Annotated in this window: 17 protein-coding genes; 6 read left to right on the plus strand and 11 right to left on the minus strand. The window is 71.2% G+C overall.

Features of this window, described 5'->3' with window-relative positions; all coding sequences use genetic code 11:
* Window positions 1-78: 78 nt before the first annotated feature.
* On the minus strand, window positions 79-1,539 hold the full coding sequence (locus ACN20J_RS43895) for an aldehyde dehydrogenase family protein (protein ID WP_419668174.1): 1,461 nt from the start codon (window positions 1,537-1,539) through the stop codon (window positions 79-81).
* A gap of 123 nt (window positions 1,540-1,662) precedes the next feature.
* Window positions 1,663-2,235 carry a TetR/AcrR family transcriptional regulator gene (locus ACN20J_RS43900; RefSeq protein WP_361914296.1) on the minus strand — a complete coding sequence of 191 codons (573 nt, stop codon included), beginning with the start codon at window positions 2,233-2,235 and terminating at the stop codon, window positions 1,663-1,665.
* 163 nt (window positions 2,236-2,398) lie between these two features.
* Between ACN20J_RS43900 and ACN20J_RS43905 the strand changes: the two genes are divergently transcribed.
* Together ACN20J_RS43905 and ACN20J_RS43910 are read left to right on the plus strand one after the other, a co-directional pair.
* Complete coding sequence (locus ACN20J_RS43905; RefSeq protein WP_189844157.1) at window positions 2,399-2,857, plus strand: DUF1348 family protein; 459 nt, start codon at window positions 2,399-2,401, stop codon at window positions 2,855-2,857.
* Window positions 2,858-2,917: 60 nt separating this feature from the next.
* A complete protein-coding gene (locus ACN20J_RS43910; protein ID WP_419668175.1) occupies window positions 2,918-3,433 on the plus strand; it encodes a flavoprotein in 516 nt (171 codons plus the stop codon).
* 19 nt (window positions 3,434-3,452) lie between these two features.
* On the opposite strand, the gene ACN20J_RS43915 is transcribed toward ACN20J_RS43910, so the two are convergent.
* The 6 genes from ACN20J_RS43915 to ACN20J_RS43940 all read right to left on the minus strand — a co-directional run bounded on the left by ACN20J_RS43915 (window position 3,453) and on the right by ACN20J_RS43940 (window position 9,831).
* Window positions 3,453-4,763, minus strand: a complete 1,311-nt coding sequence (locus ACN20J_RS43915) for an alpha-glucosidase/alpha-galactosidase (protein ID WP_419668176.1) — start codon at window positions 4,761-4,763, stop codon at window positions 3,453-3,455.
* Entirely contained in the window at window positions 4,760-5,707 is a 948-nt protein-coding gene (locus ACN20J_RS43920; protein ID WP_419668177.1) for a carbohydrate kinase family protein, read from the minus strand. The genes ACN20J_RS43915 and ACN20J_RS43920 overlap by 4 nt, the downstream gene beginning before the upstream one ends.
* A 5-nt stretch (window positions 5,708-5,712) precedes the next feature.
* Complete coding sequence (locus ACN20J_RS43925) at window positions 5,713-6,591, minus strand: carbohydrate ABC transporter permease (protein ID WP_246575637.1); 879 nt, start codon at window positions 6,589-6,591, stop codon at window positions 5,713-5,715.
* Window positions 6,588-7,556 (minus strand): carbohydrate ABC transporter permease, encoded by a 969-nt coding sequence (locus tag ACN20J_RS43930; RefSeq protein ID WP_419668178.1) that lies wholly within the window; start codon window positions 7,554-7,556, stop codon window positions 6,588-6,590. Before ACN20J_RS43930 ends, ACN20J_RS43925 begins: the two co-directional genes overlap by 4 nt.
* A 94-nt stretch (window positions 7,557-7,650) precedes the next feature.
* Window positions 7,651-8,973 carry an ABC transporter substrate-binding protein gene (locus ACN20J_RS43935; protein ID WP_419668179.1) on the minus strand — a complete coding sequence of 441 codons (1,323 nt, stop codon included), beginning with the start codon at window positions 8,971-8,973 and terminating at the stop codon, window positions 7,651-7,653.
* A gap of 12 nt (window positions 8,974-8,985) precedes the next feature.
* Window positions 8,986-9,831 (minus strand): endo alpha-1,4 polygalactosaminidase, encoded by an 846-nt coding sequence (locus ACN20J_RS43940; RefSeq protein ID WP_419668180.1) that lies wholly within the window; start codon window positions 9,829-9,831, stop codon window positions 8,986-8,988.
* 496 nt (window positions 9,832-10,327) lie between these two features.
* Between ACN20J_RS43940 and ACN20J_RS43945 the strand changes: the two genes are divergently transcribed.
* The 3 genes from ACN20J_RS43945 (at window position 10,328) to ACN20J_RS43955 (ending at window position 13,098) form a co-directional block, all read left to right on the plus strand.
* On the plus strand, window positions 10,328-11,230 hold the full coding sequence (locus tag ACN20J_RS43945; RefSeq protein ID WP_419668181.1) for an alpha/beta fold hydrolase: 903 nt from the start codon (window positions 10,328-10,330) through the stop codon (window positions 11,228-11,230).
* A gap of 102 nt (window positions 11,231-11,332) precedes the next feature.
* Window positions 11,333-12,349: an NAD(P)-dependent oxidoreductase gene (locus tag ACN20J_RS43950; protein WP_362294191.1), complete on the plus strand. Its 1,017-nt coding sequence runs from the start codon at window positions 11,333-11,335 to the stop codon at window positions 12,347-12,349.
* Window positions 12,350-12,450: 101 nt separating this feature from the next.
* Window positions 12,451-13,098 (plus strand): HAD-IA family hydrolase, encoded by a 648-nt coding sequence (locus tag ACN20J_RS43955; RefSeq protein WP_361067945.1) that lies wholly within the window; start codon window positions 12,451-12,453, stop codon window positions 13,096-13,098.
* Between the two features lie 21 nt (window positions 13,099-13,119).
* On the opposite strand, the gene ACN20J_RS43960 is transcribed toward ACN20J_RS43955, so the two are convergent.
* Window positions 13,120-13,983 carry a phytanoyl-CoA dioxygenase family protein gene (locus tag ACN20J_RS43960; protein WP_419668182.1) on the minus strand — a complete coding sequence of 288 codons (864 nt, stop codon included), beginning with the start codon at window positions 13,981-13,983 and terminating at the stop codon, window positions 13,120-13,122.
* Window positions 13,984-14,047: 64 nt separating this feature from the next.
* On the opposite strand from ACN20J_RS43960, the gene ACN20J_RS43965 reads away from it, so the two are divergent.
* Window positions 14,048-14,974 carry a helix-turn-helix domain-containing protein gene (locus tag ACN20J_RS43965; RefSeq protein ID WP_419668183.1) on the plus strand — a complete coding sequence of 309 codons (927 nt, stop codon included), beginning with the start codon at window positions 14,048-14,050 and terminating at the stop codon, window positions 14,972-14,974.
* A 13-nt stretch (window positions 14,975-14,987) separates the two neighbouring features.
* Here the strand turns inward: ACN20J_RS43965 and ACN20J_RS43970 are convergent, their stop codons facing one another.
* Both ACN20J_RS43970 and ACN20J_RS43975 read right to left on the minus strand, forming a co-directional pair.
* Window positions 14,988-16,886, minus strand: coding sequence for a glycoside hydrolase family 9 protein (locus tag ACN20J_RS43970; RefSeq protein WP_419668184.1), 1,899 nt, complete (start codon window positions 16,884-16,886; stop codon window positions 14,988-14,990).
* Between the two features lie 203 nt (window positions 16,887-17,089).
* Window positions 17,090-18,346, minus strand: a complete 1,257-nt coding sequence (locus ACN20J_RS43975) for an SLC13 family permease (protein ID WP_189844253.1) — start codon at window positions 18,344-18,346, stop codon at window positions 17,090-17,092.
* Window positions 18,347-18,497: the final 151 nt, after the last annotated feature.

The raw sequence follows: 18,497 nt of genomic DNA on the forward strand, positions 1-18,497 counted from the left end.
TGGTCATGGGCAGATGGTGGCGCCGGGGCAGCCGCCCGGGCAACTCATTTGTCGGACCGCCCAGAACGGTCGGCCCGCCTAGAACGGGAAGTGCGCCTGCTGCGTCGCCAGCGTCACCCAGCGCGTGTTGCTGAACGCCTCGATGCCCCAGCGCCCGCCGAAGCGGCCGTATCCGCTGGCCTTGAACCCGCCGAAGGGGGCGTTCGGTTCGTCGGCGACGGACTGGTCGTTGATGTGCACGATGCCGGTACGGATCCGGCGGGCGACCTTCAGTCCGTGAGTGCCGTTCTCGGTGATGATCCCGCAGGTGAGCCCATGTTCCGTGGCGTTGGCGAAGGCGATCGCCTCGTCGTCCGTGCCGAAGGCGCTGATCACGGCGAGCGGGCCGAACGCCTCGCCGTGGTACAGGTCGGCGTCCTCGGGCAGGTCGGTCAGCACGGTCGCCGGATGCACGGCGCCCTCGGGGGCGGCGCCGCCGGTCAGCACGGTGGCGCCCTTGGCGACGGCGTCCTCGACGAGCGCGGCGACCCGGCGGGCGGCGTCCCCCGTGACGAGCGGGCCGACGACGGTGTGCGGGTCGGCCGGGTCACCGGACGCGAGCGACTCGGTCTTCGCAGTGAACTTGGCGGTGAACTCCTCGGCGAGGCTCTCGTGGACGAGGATCCGGTCGGCGGACATGCAGATCTGCCCGGAGTTCATGAAGACGGAGAAGACGGCGGCGTCGACCGCGTAGTCGACATCGGCGTCGTCGAGCACGATCACGGAGTTCTTGCCGCCGAGTTCCAGGACCGCGGGCTTCAGATGCCGGGCCGCGTGCACGCCGATGATGCGGCCGACGCCCGTGGAACCGGTGAAGTTGACGGCCCGTACGCGCTCGTCGGCGATCAGGGCCTCGGCGACGACGGCCGCGTCCTCGGGAGCGTTCGTGATCACGTTCAGGACGCCGTCGGGCAGACCCGCGTCGCGCAGGACGTCCGCGACGAACAGCCCGCAGGCGATCGGCGCGTCCTCGCTCGGCTTCATCACCACGGTGTTCCCCGCGGCGAGCGGCGCGGCGACCGCCCGGACGCCCAGGATGACCGGGGCGTTCCACGGCGAGAACGCGGCCACGACACCCACCGGTTCACGGACGGCGAGCCCCAGCGCGCCCTCCTCCTGCGCGCTCAGCACCTCGCCACGCGGCGCGGTCACCGCGGCGGCGGCCTCGCGGAGGATGTTCGCGGCAAGACCGACGTTGAACATGGCCCAGGGCCGGGTCCCGCCGACCTCGCCCGCCATGATCCGTACGGCCTCGTCGGTGCGGGCCTCCAGCAGGTCGGCGGCGGTGAGGAAGATCTTCCGCCGCTGGGCGGGCCCGAGCGCGGCCCAATCGGCGAAGGCCGCGTCGGCGGCGTCCACGGCGCGGGTGACGTCCTCGACGCCGGCCGCGGCGACCGTGGCATACACCTGTGAGCTGTAGGGATTCACGTCCTCGGCGGTGCGGCCGGAGGAAGCGGGCAGGTCCTTGCCGCCGATCAGCAGGTCACGATGGAGGGTCATGCGCGGCTCTTCCCGTCGTGCGAGGCGATGCGCCGCGCTCCGAGCGGGAGCACGCCGTGTTCGCCTGGTGAACAATTCTCCGTTGAATCTTCAATTGGAGTCTGCAACTCGGCGGGGCGGCAGTCAATGGCCGACGGTCCCGCCGTATCCCTCCACCAGCATCCGGGCCGCCCGCCCGGCCTGCTCGGCGGGCTTCGAGCCGCTCTGCTCGATACCGGCGGTGACCATGGCGCCCTCCGCCAGCAGGTACACCTGTTCGGCCAGGTCAGGGGGCAGTCCGGCGTCGCTCACGAGGCCGGTCAGGTAGTCCTTGAAGGCCCGCTTGTGGGCGCGGACCTGGGCGGTGACCCGCTCCGACGTCGCCCCGAGCTCCCCGTACGAGTTGATCCAGGCGCAGCCCCGGAAGTCGGGCTCGCGGAACCACTCGCCGAGCCAGTCGAAGACCGCGAGGACGCGCCGCCCGGGATCCTCGTGTCCGGCCACGTGGTCGGCCAGCCGCTGCCGCCAGCGGATGTCACGCCGCTCCAGGTAGGCCACGACCAACTGCTCCTTTGCGGGAAACAGCTGATAGAGCCGCTTGAGCGATACCCCCGACGCGCCGCGGATGTCGTCCATGCCCACGGTCTGTATGCCCCGTCCGTAGAACAGGGTTTCCGCCGCATCCAGGGCCTGTTCCCTGGCGATCGCGCTGTCCATGTACCGGCCCGCTCCTTGGCATCTTGACGGGAGAACCATCGTTCTCTACGTTAGCAGCCATGAGGGAGAACGCACGTTCTCTCGCTCATCGCACCGCCGTTGAGCTGCACGGCCATAGAGCAGCACGGCCGTAGAACTGCCCTGCCATCGAGAGGAAGCCGTCATGACCGACCGCCCGCCCCTGCCGCCCTTCACCCGTGAGACCGCGGCCCAGAAGGTCCAGGCGGCCGAGGACGCCTGGAACACCCGCGATCCGGAGAAGGTGTCGCTCGCCTACTCGCAGGACTCGGTCTGGCGAAACCGCGACACCTTCGTCACCGGCCGCGCCCAGATCGTGGACATGCTCACCGACAAGTGGGGGCGCGAGCAGGAGTACGCCCTGCGCAAGGACCTCTGGGCCTTCGACGGCAACCGCATCGCCGTCCGCTTCCAGTACGAGTGCCGTGACGCCGACGGCCAGTGGTGGCGCTCCTACGGCAACGAGCTGTGGGAGTTCGACGAGCACGGCCTGATGACCCGGCGCGAGGCCAGCATCAACGACGTACCGATCGAGGAGAAGGAACGCCGGATCCACGGCCCGCGTCCGGACGCGGAGCGAGGGGATTCCTTCCCCGTCCAGTAGGGGGCGGTGGCGGGCCGCAGGGCGCCAGTTCGGCGAGGCGGCGTTCAGTAGGGTTCCCGGGTGACTGAACAGGCCAGGAAGCCCTTCCTCTACGTCGTCGTCTGCGCCGCCGGAGTCGCCGAGGGGGTCGAGGAGTTGATCACCCTGGCGCAGGAGCGGAACTGGGAGGTCGGGGTCTTCGCGACCCCGATCGCGACCGGCTTCTTCGACACCGCGGCGATCGAGTTGCGGACCGGCAGGCCGATCCGGTCCGCATGGCGGGCCCCCGGCGACCCGCGCCCCTTCCCCGACCCGGACGCCGTCACCGTGGCGCCCGCGACCTTCAACACCATCAACAAATGGGCGGCCGGTATCTCCGACACCCTCGCCCTCGGCACGCTCTGCGAGGCATATGGGATGGGGGTGCCGATCTCCGTACTCCCCTGTGTGAGCAAGGCGTTGACGGCCCACCCCGCGTATCAGGACAGCCTGAAAAGGCTGCGCGGGATGGGAGTCCGGTTCGGCGAACACGCCTTCGGTAACCCGGCGGACCGGGGGTTCCGCTGGGAACAGGCCCTGGACCTCCTGGAGCGGTGACCCGGTCCCGGGCCGGGTGTCAGTGCCCCAGCTCCTCCCGCAACTCCGGCTGCAGCAGTTTCCGATGAGCCCGTACGAGGTCGTCGCACAGGTCCCAGATCCGCTCCACCGGAAGGGCCGCCGCCGTCGCGGGGTCGGCCATCGCGGCATGGCGGATGTGCCGCGGGTCGCCGTCCGTGGCCGCGCGGACGACCAGGTCGGTGACGGAGACGTACGCGCTGTTGAGCGCCGCGCACTGCGGGGGAAGTGAGCCGACGCGGGTCGGCTGGACTCCCAACGCGTCTACCAAGCAAGGCACTTCGACCACGGAATCGGCGGCCAGGTTGTCGATGAGCCCGCGGTTCGGGACGTTCCCGTAGATCGTGCGCGGGGTCCCCGTGACGACACTGTGGATGACCTGGGGCGCGTACTCCATCGTGCCCTCGACCGGCAGGGGAGCATCCGCGAGCAGGGCCCGGCGGGTGCGCTCGTAGTCGGCGGTGTTCTCCTCGATGATCTCCAAGTACGCGCCCACCGGCAGCCGGAGACGTTCGACCTCGGTGTCGTGGTGCAGATACCAGGGCACGTACTCGGCGGAGTGCTCGCTCGTCTCGGTGGGGTAGTGGCCCAGCCTGCGGTACATGTCGACCCGTACGCGGCGCAGGAGCCCGGGATCCTCGGCGATCGCGGCGTCGAGGAGCGGGTGGAGGTCGCGGCCGGCGCGTTCGAAACGCAGCACCCAGGCCTGGTGGTTCACGCCGGCGGCCAGATAGGAGACCTCCTCGAAGGGGACGCCCACCAGTTGTGAGAGGTCGTGCATCGTCCAGTACACCGAGTGGCACAGACCGGTCGTGCGCAGGGCCGGTGCGATCCGCGACAGGTACAGGACGTTCATCGCCATTGGGTTGGTGTAGTTCAACAGCAGGGCGTCCGGGCAGAGTTCGGCCATGTCCTCGGCCAGACCGCGCAGCACCGGGAAGGTGCGCAGGGCGCGGAAGATGCCTCCGATGCCGAGCGTGTCGCCGATGGTCTGGCGCACTCCGTAGCGGGCCGGGACGTTGAAGTCCGTGCGGGTGGCCTCGTTCATGCCGACCTGGACGGTGTTGACGACGAAGTCGGCGCCTTCGAGGGCGGCGCGCCGGTCGAGGTGTGCGGTGATCGTCGGTTTGGCACCGCGCTCGTCCGCGATGTGGCGGGCGGCTCCCTCCGCCGTGGCCAGCCGTTCCTCGTCGATGTCGTGCAGGGCGATCCGGGCGTGCCCCAGCTCGGGGAAGGCGAACAGATCGGCCAGGAGCCCTTGCGTGAACACCACGCTGCCGGCTCCCACGAAGGCGATCTTTACCTCGGTCATGTGCGGCTCTCCAGGTCGGTGTGGGCGCAGGCCTCGTGCCACGTCGGCTGCGCCGCGGTACCGCCGTGGCCGCGGGTCGAGAGCGAACCGCAGACGGCGGCCAGCGCAAGGGACGAGCGCAGGTCCAGCCCGCGCAGGGTCGCGGCGACGAAACCGGCGTCGAAGCTGTCGCCCGCACCCACGGCGTCGACAGGCTCCACCGGCACGGCCGGTACCCGCCGGACCCGTTCTCCGTCGTGGGCGAGCGCGCCCTCGGAGCCGTCCTTGACGACGACCAGCGGGACGATTCCCGCCAACGCGGCTGCCGCCGACTCCAGTTGGGTCTCGCCGGTGAGTGCGCGGGCCTCGGCGGCGTTCGGCAGCAGGATGTCGGTGAACTCCAGTACGGGGTCGAGCAGTTCGCGGTCCCATCTGCCGTCGGGATCGTCGTTGGTGTCGAGCGAGGCGCTCGCCCCGCAGGACCTGGCCCGGGCGAACACGGCTGCCAGGGAACGGGCCAGACGGGGCATCAGGAAGAAGGACCCCGCGTGCACGTGCCGGGTGTCGGCCAGCAGTTCCTCGGGCACGTCCTGCGCGCTCGTCGCCGCCAGACAGCCGGGCGAGGTGAGGATGGCACGGTCACCGTCCTTGTCGTTGAGCACCACCGTCAGGGGCGTGGGCAGGTGAGGGTCGACGGTGAGATGAGTGATGTCGACGCCGTGGTCGGTGAGCTCTCCGCGGACGAACGCGCCCGCGGGATCGTCCCCCACGCGCCCGGCGAAGGCCACCCGCAGCCCCAGCCGCGCCGCCCCGCACGCCATGATCGCCGCCGAGCCGCCGAGGACCAACGCGCCCCGCTCGACGAGCTGTTCACGCTGGCCGAAGGCCATCGCGCGGGGCACCGGACCCACCACGACATCGGGATTGACGTCACCGATCACCAGAAGGTCGAAGGAACGGGACAAGGCGGCTACCCCTTCAGTCCGCTGGATGTGAGCGACTGGACGAACGTCTTCTGCGCCAGCAGGAACGCCACCAGCACCGGCAGCACCGTGATGACGTTGCCCGCCATCACCGCGGACCACCGTGCGTGGTGCTGCCCCTGGAAGGTCGTCAGGCCCAACTGGAGCGTGTACTGGGTGTCGTGGTTGATCGCGATGAGCGGCCAGGACAGGTCGTTCCACGTCGTGAGGAATGTCAGCACCGCGACCGTCGCGAGAGCGGGCCGGGCCAACGGCATGACGATCGAGAAGAGCACGCGCAGCCGCGAACACCCGTCGATCCAGGCGGCCTCCTCGATCTCCCTCGGCAGCGTCAGGAAGAACTGCCGGAACAGGAACACGGCGAAGGGCGTCACCAGCGACGGCACGATCAGCGCACCCAGCGTGTCGATCAGACCGAGCCACTTCATCACCAGGAACGTCGGGATCATCGTCAGCTGGAAGGGGATGACCATGGTCGCCAGCATCAGCCCGAGCAGCACCCGCGACCCCGCGAACCGCATCCGCGCGAACGCGTAGCCGCCGAGCGACCCGAGCAGCAGATTCGACACCACGGCGACCGACGCGACGATCAGCGAGTTCGCGAACCAGCGCGGGAACATCGCGTTGCCCAGCACGTACCGGTAGCCACCCAGATCGATGCCGTCGGGCCACAGCGCCGGCGGAAACCGGTTGATCTCCGCGTTCGTCATCACCGAGCTCAGCAGCAGCCACACCAGCGGCAGCGCGAACGCCAGCGCCAGCGGGGCGAGGATCAGATGCCAGGGGCTCACCCTGCGCGAACTCGCCCCGCCCGCACTCGCCTTGAGCGCGGTTGCCTTGAGCGCACTCGTCGGACGCGTGCTCATCGGAGGGCCCCTTCCACGACGCGCCCCTGTCGGCGCCGGACGACACGCAGGGCCACCCCCGCGACCAGCAGGGCCAGCGCGAGGACGTACGCGGCGGCGGCCCCGTATCCGGCCGTGAACATCTGGAACGCCTGCTGCCAGACGAAGTACACGATCACGGTCGTCGAGCCGAGCGGGCCGCCCTTCGTCGTCACGTACACGAGGTCGAAGACCTGGAGCGCGGTGATCAGCTGCCACAGCAGCAGGAAGACCGTCACGGGAGTGAGGGCCGGGAGAGTGATGTGCCGCAGTACGCGCCAGCGGCCCGCCCCGTCGATGCGGGCGGCCTCGACGAGTTCGCGCGGTACGTCCTGCAGCGCGGCGAGATAGACGACCACGCAGAAGCCGACACCGCTCCACAGCGAGATCAGGACCAGCAGGTAGATGGCCTGGTCGGGGTCGGTGAGGAAGCCCTGCGGCGAGATGCCGAACTTGTGCAGCAGCGAGTTGGCCGCGCCGAACTCCGGATCGAGGATGAAGGAGAACAGCACGCCCTGCGCGGCGGCGGACACCACGAACGGGATGAAGAGCAGGGTCCGGTAGAGGCCGATGAAACGGATACGCCGGTTCAGGGCGAGCGCGAGCGCCAGACCGCCGAGCAGGCTCAGCGGCACGAACAGCGCCGAGTACAGCAGCGTATTGCCCACCGCCGTATGGAAGTTGGGGTCCTGGGACAGCGCCCGGTAGTTGTCGAGGCCCACCCAGCGGCCCGGCGTGACCAGGTCGTCGGCGCGGAACGACAGCAGCAGCGACCAGACGACCGGGACGATGCCCAGGCCCAGGATGACGAGTACCGACGGGGCGATGAACGCCCAGGCGGTGGCCGTCTCCCGCCGGACGCGCCGCCGCGCGCCGCGCCGTGAGACGGCCGGTGCCCGCGGCTGGGACTGCGGTGCGAGGGTGATGGCGCGGGGCAGTGATGTCATGCGGCCTTCCTCCCTTGGTACAGCGCGGGATCAGCACAGGTCGAGCGGGACCCACGAGGGATGCATGAGGCATCCACGAGGCGTCCGTGAGTGGTCAGCGCGGGATGAGCAGCGCCGCGTCGGCCTTGTCGGCGCACCGGCGCAACGCCTTGGCGGGGGAGTCCCGGCCGAGCAGCACGGAGACGATCGCCTCGCCGAGGGCCTGGGAGATCTGCGGGTACGCGGCATGGACGGGCCGGACCCGGGCGGAGTCCAGCGCGTCGGTGAACACCGAGAGTCCCGTGGTCTCCCGGGAGTGCTTCCGCCACTGCGGGCGCCGCTCCGTCGCGGAACCGAGGGGCAGGCTCCCGGCCCGGATGTCCCACCGGGCGTCCTGTTCCGGCCGCATCATCCACTGGACGAACTCCACGGCGGCCCGCGAGCGTGCGGAGCCGTTGTCGAAGACGGTCCAGGTGTCGGGGCCCGAGATCGTCACCGGCCGCCCGCTGTAGGACGGCAGCGGTACGACGTCGTAGTCCACCTCGGCGTCCAGGATGTCCGGCAGCTGCCAGGGCCCGGTCGCGACCATCGCCATCCGGCCGCCCAGGAACACCTGGTACATCTGCTCGCCGCCGGGCTTCGGATCGACGTACACGCTCTTGTCCTCGACGAGTCGGCGCAGCGTGTCGAGTGCTCGGACGCCCTGGCGGGCGAAGCCGATGCTCTTGCCGTCGTCGGCGACGACGTCCCCGCCCAGGTCCCAGATCATCGGCCACAGCCGCCAGACCGTGTCCTCGTCACCCGTGCCGGGCCAGCCCGTTCCGAAGACGCCCCGGCCGGAGTCGGTCAACTTCCGTGCCGTGTCGGTGAATTCGTCCCAGGTCCAGCCCGCCTCGGGAAAGGGGACACCGGCCTGCCGGAACAGCTTCCTGTTGTAGACGACGGCCAGCGAGTCGAGCAGCGCGGGCGCCGCCCGCACCTTGCCGTTGACGCTGACTGCTTCACGCACCGGCGCCCAGAAGCTGTTCCAGGGCGTGGGGCCGCCGCGCATCGCGTCGGTCAGGTCGACGACACGAGGGCTGCGGGCGATGCTGGCGAGGTCGGAGCCGAAGACGTACGCGATGTCCGGATACGAGCCGGCGGCCAGCGCGGCCGTCACCTTCTGCAGCATCGCGTCGGAGATGACCCCGCCGCCACCGGCGTCCACCCGGATCTTCGGATGCGTCCGGTTGAACTCCGTGACCAGCGCCTGTATCGCGTCCTTGGCCACGTCGACCTGGCCGTGCCACAGCTCCACGGTCACTTTCCCGTCGGCGCCCACGCCGTCGGACGCGCCTTGCGAACAGGCGCCCAGCAGCGGCGCGGCGGCGATCGCGGCAGCCCCTTTGAGCAGGCCGCGGCGTTCAACAGGGCACAGAACACCTCGGGTTCGAGCCATCGGGAGCCTCCGTCAGCGGGTCTTGCGGACGTAGTCGGCGCTGTCCGGCGTCGACACCTGCACATCCCGGCGCACGATGCTCAGCCGGTCGCCGAAGCCCGAACGGGCCTTCCTGAAACCGTCGTCGGTATACTCGATCACGACGACCCGGTCGTCGAACGCCTCGGCGTACTCACCGCATTCGTCGTACTCGCCGCACTCCTCCGCCACGGCGAAGTCGAGCCCCGTACGGCCTCGTTGACTGGCCAGCTCCACGGTGTTCTTCTGTCCGATGGCCAGGCCCCGGGAGTGCGCGTGGTCCGAGAGCAGCTTGATGAAGGCGGTCGCGTCGGCCGCGCTCAGCAGACCGCGGGAGCGGGTGAAGCTGTCGAAGTTGTCGGGCTCGACGGCGTCGTAGCCCTTGTCCGCGCAGCCGTCGATCCACTTGTTGATCCGGGCCGCGACGCGCTCGCGCTTGGCGGGCGTACCGATGTCGAGCAGGGCCTCGTCCCAGTCGCCGTCGACGACGACCTTGCCCTTCTTGTCGCGCAGCAGCAGATCGGCGGGCCAGTCGTCCCGTTCGTCCGGCTGGGCCTGGAAGGCGTTGACGTAACAGATGTTGTAGAGGCCGCGGGCGGGTTCGGCCTTGCGGTCGCGGGCGACGATTCGGACGCCGGAGGGCGGCGAATAGGCGCCGCCGATCTGGTAGTCGAAACCCGCGTGCACGGGGGGCAGCCGAACGGCCTTCGGGCTCGGCTTCGTGGACTCGTCCGGGCCCTTGCCGTCCGGATCCGACGTACAGGAAGCCAGGGCGGCGAGGATGATCAGGGCGGCGGCCACCCTGAACACTCCTACGCGGGCGTCACGCTTGACGGGCATGTCCGCTCCATCAATCGCGAGTACGTCCCCGCCTCGGACCCGGTGACGGTCCTGGCGACTTTGGCCGGACTGAGAACCTTGTCCGATACCGGCTGGGCGTACCTCTGCGTGCCGGGCCGGGGGCCTGGGCACGCCCTGGATCAAACCGTGCGAATTCTTTTGCGTCAAGTCTGCCACCGGGTGAGAGGTGGCTCCGCCGGGCGGGGGTGTGTTGTTGGGCGCGGGTGGGTCGGGGTTGCCCGCGCAGTTCCCCGCGCCCCCAAGAAGCCGGTCGCTGGGGCCCGCTGCCAACTGACCGCCGCAACCCCACCCCACCCCACTCAGGGGCGCGAGGAACCGCGCGGGCAACCCCTCCCACTCGCAGCCGACAACGGGCCTGAGCCACCGGCTCCTTAGGGGCGCGGGGAACTGCGCGGGCACCCCCGACCCACCCGCCCCTACAAGGCAGGCCACCCCACAGGCCCCCCGACCCGACCGCACGTTCTAGTGTTTGATCATGACCCGAGACCACGTAACCCTCGCCGTCCACGACCACGGCGGCAAGGGCACCCCGCTCCTGCTGCTGCACGGCGCCGGCCGGACTCTCGCGGACTGGGCCGCCGTCGCCCCGCTCCTCGCCCGCCACCACAGGGTGCTGGCCGTGGACCTGCGGGGCCACGGATTCTCGCCGGACGGCACGTGGCGCATCCCCGAGGTGCTCGCGGACATCGAGGCGGTCCTGGACTCGCACGGCATTCCCGGGGCGCTCCCCGTCGGCCACTCCCTCGGCGGGATGCTCGCCGTCCGGTACGCCCTGGACCACCCGGGAATCACTCCGGGTGCGGTGAACCTGGACGGATTCGGATGGGGCAGGCCCGGCCAGTACGTCGGTCTAGAACCGGCGTACGTCGAGGAACGGCTCACCCAGGTGCGGGAGTTGGCCGCGACGGTCGCGGGCCAGGTCGTTCCCCCGGGCGGCCTCAAGGACCTGCTCGCCCAGCAGCGGGGGATGTCTAAGCAACTGGGCATACCGTACGAGCTGTTGGAGGCGGGCATCCGGCGCTCGGTCCACGAACGCGCCGACGGGCAGCTGGAGTTGCGGCCCGGGCGCGAGCACGCCCTGGAGATGCTGGCCGAGATCGACTCGCTCGACCTCTTCGCGCTCTTCCGCCGCACGGACCGCCCCCTGCTGCTCGGCCGCGCCCTGCGGCCGGTCCCCTCGATCCCGGGCCTCGACTGGTTCGACGAACTGATGGCGGCCTACGCGGAGGGACTCGCCCGAGACCTCGCCGAACTGGCGGACAGCCGCCCCGAGGTGACCGTCGCCGACATCGACGGCACCCACGCGATGCTGCTGGAGAACCCGCGCCCGGTCGCCGACGCGATCCTGGGATTCGCAGCGGGGCTCTCCGTCGACTGACCGGGTGCTCGGCCATGGTGCCGTGCCGGCAGCGTCGGGCTACCGTTTGGTGAGGCCGACGCCAGTGCCTGTACGAGAACCGTGACGGACGCAAGGAGAGCCGTGAGCACCCCGCACAAGCCGCTCGTCATCCTGCAAGCCGACCCGCACCCCAAGGAACGCATCTTCACGCCGGACGCACTGGCCCGGCTCGACGACCGCTTCACCGTCGTGGAACCGGACACCGAGGAAGCCTTCGACAAGGCGCTGCCCGACGCGTTCGCCGTCGTCGGCCAGCCCGATCTCCCGGCCGAACGCCTCGCCCGGGCAGGGGAGTTGAGGGCCCTGCTCAACGTCGAGGGCAACTTCTTCCCGAACGTCGACTACGAAGGGTGCTTCCGGCGCGGCATCCACGTCCTGGGCTGCGGACCGGCCTACGCGCAAGCCGTCGCCGAGTACGCCCTCGGGCTCGCGCTCGACCTCGCGCGCGGCATCAGCCGCGAGGACCGCGCCTTCCGCGCCGGACGCGAACGGTACGTGTCCGACGGCAACACCGACGCCGTACTGCTGCGCGGCGCGGACGTAGGCCTGATCGGATTCGGGAACCTCGGCCGCAGCCTCCACCCGCTCCTGGCGCCCTTCCGACCCACCCTCCGCGTCTACGACCCGTGGCTGCCTGCCGCCGTCCTGCGGGAGCAGGGACTCGTCCCGGCCACCCTCGACGAGACCCTGAGCCGCAGCCGGTTCGTCTTCGTCCTCGCGACCGTCACGGACGACAGCCGCCATCTGCTCGGCGAGCGTGAGCTGGGGCTGCTGCCCGACGGGGCCCGGCTCGTGCTGGTCAGCAGAGCGCCCGTCGTGGACTTCCCGGCGCTGCTCGCGCGGGTCGCCGAGGGCAGGCTCCTCGCGGGCATCGACGTCTGGCCCGACGAACCCGTCGCCGCCGACGACCCGTCCCGCGAACTGGAGGGCCTGGTCCTCTCCGCCCATCGCGCGGGCGGCATCCCGGAGGCATTCCTGACCATCGGCGACATGGTCGTCGACGACCTGACCCTGCTGGCCCAGGGGCTGCCGCCCGCCCGGATGCAGACCGCCGCACGCGAACTCGTCGGCCGCTACCGCAACCGCCCCGTCACCTGAAGGGCCCCGGCCATGCCGTGCTTTCCCGGCGGCCACCCCGCCCCCGGGAAGGCCGGTCGGCCGACGTGCCCGGGAAACCCGCCCCTGTGAGGTGCATTTCAGTGAACATCCCCTGCGAGGGCCTTCTGTTCGACAACGACGGCGTGCTGGTCGACTCCGACCTGGGCGTCGACCAGGCATGGAGCCAGTGGGCCCGTGCCCGCGGTCTGGCCGCCGACCGGGTCACCGCGATGGTGCACGGCCGACGCTCAGCCGACACCGTCGCACTGCTCGTGCCCGACCCCGGGGAACGGCCCGCCGCCCTCGCCGAGATCGACCGCCTGGAGATCGAGGCGGCGGCCACCACGACCGCGCTGCCCGGCGCCCTCGACCTGCTGACGAGCCTGCCGCAGGGCAGCTGGGCCGTGGTGACCTCCGGAGTGAACGCGCTCGCCCGGGCCCGGATCGCCGCCGCGGGCCTGCCCCTGCCGCCCGTGCTCATCACCGCGGACGACGTCAGCCATGGCAAACCCGCTCCCGACGGCTACCTCGCGGCTGCCGGGAAACTGGGCACGGACCCGGCACGCACGGTCGTCTTCGAGGACAGCGCGGCCGGTGCCACGGCGGGGGCCGCGGCCGGGGCGTACGTCATCGGCGTCGGGCCGCGCGGCCTGGACACCGACGCCCCCGTCGTCGTACGGGATCTGCGCGGACTGACCTGGCACGACGGCGTACTCGACCTGGGCGCGGCGGAGTTGCTGCGCTCCTGAAGCGCGCGCCTGGTGGGGGCTTCAGTGGGGGCCCGCCGGTTCGAACTCCGTGCCGCACGGGCCCGCGCCCTCGCTCTCCCGCAGGGGGACCGGGGCCCCGCTCATCGTCAGGGTGGGGTAGTGGCGGCCGATGCGCTCGGCGGAGCGGCCGACGTAGTGGCCGATGTACGAGCGGCGGAAGCGGTCGGTGCTGTGGTTGGGCTGGGAGCCGTGCACCAGGCTGCCGTTGAAGAACAGCACGTCACCCGGCTCCATGTCGACCGGAACGGGGGCCAGTCCGGGCGGCGGCGGGACGTACTCGCGGGCGAACGACAGCCCCTCGTCGGCCTCTTCGGGGCAGAACACGTCCATGCGGTGGGTGCCCGGGACCACTTCGAGGCCGCCGTTCTCCCGGTCGATCAGATCGCAGGCGACCCAGGCGGCCACACAGGTGCCCGGCTCCACCCGCAGATAGAAGTTGTCCTGGTGCAGGGCCTGGCCACGGGCGCCCGGCGGCTTGAAGTAGAACATGCTCTGCGCGGCCAACACCTCTTCGCCCAGCAGCAGTTCGAGGATGACCCGCAGCCGGGGCTCGAGGAGGTGGCGCAGCGCCAGGTCGTTGATGCGGTGCGGGTTCATGACCCGGGGGTAGGCGTGCAGCGGGTCCGCCGGGCCCGTCGTCCCGGTCGCGCGGGGTTCGAAGTGACCGGGGACCGGACCGTCGGCGTGCAGTGCGGCGAACTCGGCGCACAGCGCGTCGATCTCGGCCGGGGCGAACAGCCCGCGTGCCACGGTGAAGCCGTCCTCCTCGAAGCGCCGCACGACGTCCCCGCCCGCGCCCCCTCCCGCGTCCGTTGTCGTGCCCTCGCCCGCCTCCGTCGTCGCGCCCCTGTCCGTGACTGTCATGCGACCGTCCCTTCGCGTCGGTGTCCTGCATGCCTCACGCTAGGCAGAAGCGCCTTCCGGGAGGATGTCTGTGCGTGCTGTCCAGTTGCCCGAGCCTGCTGCCCCGTCCCCGCCGCCCGGCCTGGTGACGGTCGGCCGCTTCGACCAGCACCCCGGCTACAGCGTCAGCCGGCCGGGCGGCGCCGACAGCTGGCTCATCATCTGGACCACCGGCGGCGAGGGCCGGCTCGCCCAGGGCGCCGCGGAGACGCGGGCGGCCCCGGGAGACCTCGTCGTCCTCGGCCCGGACCTGCCCCACCACTACACGGTCGCACCGGGCGCGAGGCACTGGGCGTTCTGGTGGGTGCACTGCCAGGCACGGCCGACCTGGACGGAGTGGCTGCGCCCGTACACGCTCGGGGACCGGCTGTACGCCGTCACACCGGTCCCGGACGGGGTGCGGGGACGACTGGATTCGGCGTTCCGGCGGATGCTCGCGGACGCCCGGTGGACCGGGGCGGGGGCCCCGCCCGAGGAAAGGCCGGAGGAAGAGCTCGACGGGGAGCCCGAGGACGTCCGGGTCGCCGTGGCCCACGGAACCGCCGCCCGCGAGCTCACCCACTGCTCCCTGGAATCCGTCGTCCTGCTCGCCACCGCCACGGCACGCGGGGAACCCGACCGGTCCGGCCTCGACGCACGGATCCGGCAGGCCGAGGCACTCATCGCGGCCGACCCGGGCGCCCCGCACACCGTGGAATCCTTGGCCGCGGGGGTCTCGCTCTCGCCCTCCCGCTTCGCGCACCTCTTCACCCAGCAGCTCGGCCGGTCCCCGATGCGGGCACTGCTGGCCGCCCGGCTGCTGCACGCCGCGCGACTGCTGGAAGCCACCGACCTGCCGGTGGAACGGGTCGCCGTCGCCTCCGGCTTCAGCAGCCCGTTCCACTTCAACCGCGTCTTCCGACAGCGCTACGGAGCCCCGCCCGGCGCGTACCGGGCCGGGCTCCGACGCTGACGACCGTCGCGGCCTAGTCGCGCGGCGGGCAGCGCTCGGCGGCGAAGGCCGCCAGCCAGGCCAGCGGGGCGTTCCAGTTGACCGTCACCTCGTTGGTGGAGTACGAGCCGATGTCGTCGATGTAGCAGGCCGCGGGGGAGCAGCCCGCCAGGTGCTCCTGCGCCACCGGATCCTGCAGACCGCTGTTGGGACCGCCCGCGAGGGAGCCCGCCGGCGGGTTCGGCAGCGAGGCGTCGTACTGGTTCGCCCAGAACCGGTGGTGCTGGTTTCGGGCGTACGTTTCGCCGTAGCCGGTGACATAGGAGAGGTCGAGGGTGTTGCGGCCCAGCAGGTAGTCCATCGACTCCAACACCCCGTCGCGGTAACGCTGTTGACCGGTGAGCGCGTAGGCCGTGGCCATCACGATCGCGTTGTTGGTGACCTGGCTGTTGGAGCCCCACACGTACCCGTTCGCGGGGATCGGCACCGCATAGCCCTGCCCCGCCATCATGGCGAGATGTCCGTCGGCCGCGGCCGTCACCGACGCGCGTACACGCCTGATGTCGGAGGCGGGCAGCCCGTTCGGCACGGTCGCCAGGGTCAGCCGGCCGAGCGCCGCGGTGTCGGCCCAGTTGAAGCCGGTCGGCGTGAGCGCGCTCGACGAGGTGTGCCAGGGCGAGGACGTGACCGCGTCCCGGTAGGCACGCTCCCCGGTCGCCGCGTACAGCTCGGTCGCCGCCCAGTAGAAGTCGTCCGTGACCTGGGTGTCGTTGTAGGGGCCGCCGCCCGTGCTGTCCGATTCCGGGGCGTAGATCGCCGGGTTGGCCTTCGCCGCGGCCCACGCCGTACGGGCCACGCTCAGACACCGCTTCGCGTACGTGGAGTCGTACGGCTTGAAGACCCGTGCGCACTGGGCCGCCGTGGCAGCGAGGTTGAGCGTGGCCGCGGTGGACGGGCGGTGCAACTCGCGGGGCTGGGAGTCGAGTTCGGGGCGGGTCGGGATGCCCGTCCAGGCCGCGTCGTGGATCTTGTGGAAGGCCATACCGGCGTACGGCTTGCCCTCCGGCACCTGCATCCGCATCAGGAAGTCGAGCTCCCAGCGGGCCTCGTCCAGCACGTCCGGGACGCGGTTGCCGCGCTCGGGTATCCGCAGGGTCGAGTCGCCGAGCGCGGACGCGTTGCCCGCCCGCTTGGCCCGCGCGAAGGAGTCGACGAGCGTCCAGGCGGAGATCCCGCCGTTGACGACGTACTTGCCGTGGTCGCCCGCGTCGTACCAGCCGCCCCGCACGTCCTGGGTGTAGTCGCACACCCCGGCCTGACAGGGCACGTTCGTGTCGCCCTGGTTCGGTGCGACTCCGAGGTGCGCGGCCGGGCGCGCGTAGGCGGGACCCACCAGCGAGGCCTCGATCGGCGTGCCGCTGCGCTGGTGGTAGAAGAACGCCATCGCGTCCGAGCGCAGGTTGTCGTAGAGGTCCGCGCGGATGTCGAAGGGCGCGCTGTTCTGCCCGTCCACGACCAGGACGAACCCCGAGCCCGCCTTGCGGTACGCGGAGAAGTCCGCGGTGTGGGTCGCCTCGCCCGAGGCCGTGTCCGCGCCGTGCACGACGGTCCGGCCGGAGGCGGCCACGGCGCCCGACGCCTTGCGCAACTGCCAGGCCAGCGGCTGGGTGGCCGCGGTGACCACCGTGGCCCGCTTGGGGCCGTCCGGCAGGTAGCCAGCCTGGTTGACCCGCACGGGCGTCGTCGCGGTGGCGGCCGGGTCCGCGGCGGTCGGCGGTGCGGCCGACGGTGATCCGGCGGACGACAGGCCGGTCGCGCCGGGGGCGAGGGCCATGCCGCCGGAGAGCAGGGCCGCCGTCAGCAGGGCGGCCGTCGTGCGTTTTCTCGTACGGCGTCTTGTGGGGCGGCGGTGCACGTGCGGGAACGTGAGCATGGAGCGCCTCCCGGTGCCTGGACTGGGTCCACGGATGCCGTCTCACGGGGACGACAGGACGGGTGGGAGCGCTCCCAAAACGGAGCATTGCATGGTCATGTCACAGCGTCAATGCTCCGCGCACGACCTGGCGGGGACGCGACGGCGGACCCGGTCGAGGCGGGCCGGGGGTGTGAGCCCGAGGCGGGCCGGGGCGTGCGCCCTCAGGCTCCGAACACCCGCAGTGAGAGCCAGAGGGCCACCACGGCCGGGATCAGGGTGGCGGGCACGGTGATCAGACCGAGCCGCGTGAACTCGCCGAGACCGACCTCGTGTTCGTGCTGATGCACGATGCGCCGCCACAGCAGCGTGGCCAGCGACCCGGCGTAGGTGAGGTTGGGGCCGATGTTCACCCCGAGCAGTACGGCGAGGACCGGTCCTGGACCCGCCACGGCTGCCAGGGGCAGCAGTACCAGGACGGCGGGCAGGTTGTTGATGAGGTTCGCCAGGACGGCGGCGAGGGCCGCGATGCCGAGCAGGGCGAGCAGGCTCGACGAATCGGGGACCAGGTGGCCGAGCACGTCCGCGAGGCCGTTGTCGACCACGGCACGCACCACGATCCCGAGCGCCAGGACGAAGGCGAGGAAGGCCGGTGAGGTGGCGCGCACGACGGCGAGCGGAGTGGTGTGCCCGCGGACCAGTGCCCGGACGGCCAGGACCAGCGCTCCGGCCAGCGCCGCCCAGGCCGGTTCGATGCCGAGCGCGGACGCCACGGCGAAGCCCGCGAGCGTGCAGCCGACCGTGACCAGGGCGAACACGGGCAGCTCGACGGGCTCGACGGTGGCCGGCTCCGGGGCGTGGACCTTGAGGTCGTCGGCGAAGAAGCGCCGGAAGACCAGATACTCGGCGGCGATCGCGACGGCCCACGCGGGCCCCATCAGCACGGCGAACCGGGTGAAGCTCAGACCGCTGGCAGTGAACGCCAGCAGATTGGTGAGGTTGGAGACGGGCAGCAGCAGCGAGGCCGTGTTCGACAGATGGGCGGTGGCGTACACGTGGGGCTTCGGGCGGGCGCCGAGCCGGGCCACGGTCGCGAACACCACCGGAGTGAGCAGGACGACCGTGGCGTCCAGGCTCAGCACGGCCGTGATCACCGAGGCGAGAAGGAAGTTGGCGGCCAGCAGTCGTTGCGGGCGCCCTTTTGACGTACGGGCCAGCCAGGCGCCGCACGCCTGGAAGAGCCCCTCGTCGTCGCAGAGCTTGGCGAGCACGAGCACCGCGGCCAGGAAGCCCACGACGGGCCCGAGCAGCTCGACCTCGGCGCGTGCGTGGTCGAGCGTGATCGCGCCGGCCGCGATCACCACGCCTGCGGCCGGGACCGCCACGGTGGCCTCAGGCAGGCCGAAGGGGCGGATAACGGCACAGGCCAGTACCGCCACGAGGAGAACGGCGGAAAGGGCTGTGGCGAGTGTGGAACTCAGGGTTTGTCCTTCGGGAGTGATTGTCGGTTTCGTTGAATCGAATCAGACGGACTGTTGCGGAGGCGAACGGGGGTCTGTCGAAGACCCCGCCGTCAAGCTCCTTCCCTGCGATCCTGGGTTGCATATTCCAACGAATTACCGGTGGCGACCT

Origin of the sequence: Streptomyces sp. 2-1 (assembly GCF_048564895.1) — a bacterium.
Lineage (GTDB): Bacteria > Actinomycetota > Actinomycetes > Streptomycetales > Streptomycetaceae > Streptomyces > Streptomyces phaeochromogenes.